This window comes from Paenibacillus sp. YAF4_2 (genome assembly GCF_052113225.1).
In the GTDB taxonomy this organism is placed as follows: Bacteria; Bacillota; Bacilli; order Paenibacillales; family Paenibacillaceae; genus Pristimantibacillus.
Map to the genome: position 1 here is coordinate 1 of NZ_JBFRCT010000039.1, position 392 is coordinate 392.

Genomic DNA, 392 nt, shown 5'->3' on the forward strand with positions numbered 1-392 from the left:
GAAAGAGGACGGCCTGAAGATTCTTTTCGGGAATCCACAAGTCCAATAATGCCATCTTTCTCGTAGGCTTTTCTCCATCGGTCAGCACATTGTGCTACACGTTTCATTCCAAGTACACTTACATCAAATCCATTTGCCTCGAATATTTCTCGAGGTGTTTTCCCTCCGAGATACTGATCTATGAATCGTTGTTTAAACTCATCTGCGTAGGTAATCGCTTTCTCACTTACCTTCAAGACATTTTTGTTTTTCGAAAGACCTTCGCATTCTATTTTGCTAAAGCGTTTCTTACTCATGTTTGTTCCCCCCAGTTGCTTTTCCTAGTATACAAAAAAGGCACCCACAGCCCAAACACCTTTTTTTAAGTGTCTAGTCTGTGGGTACCAGTTTAA

The 392-nt window shown here is 41.1% G+C and carries 1 protein-coding gene; it reads right to left on the minus strand.

The features are described 5' to 3' along the window. Positions 1–296, minus strand: a 296-nt coding sequence (locus AB4Y93_RS28915) for an HTH domain-containing protein (protein ID WP_441897226.1), incomplete at its 3' end; no start/stop codon positions are given. Positions 297–392 lie beyond the last annotated feature (96 nt).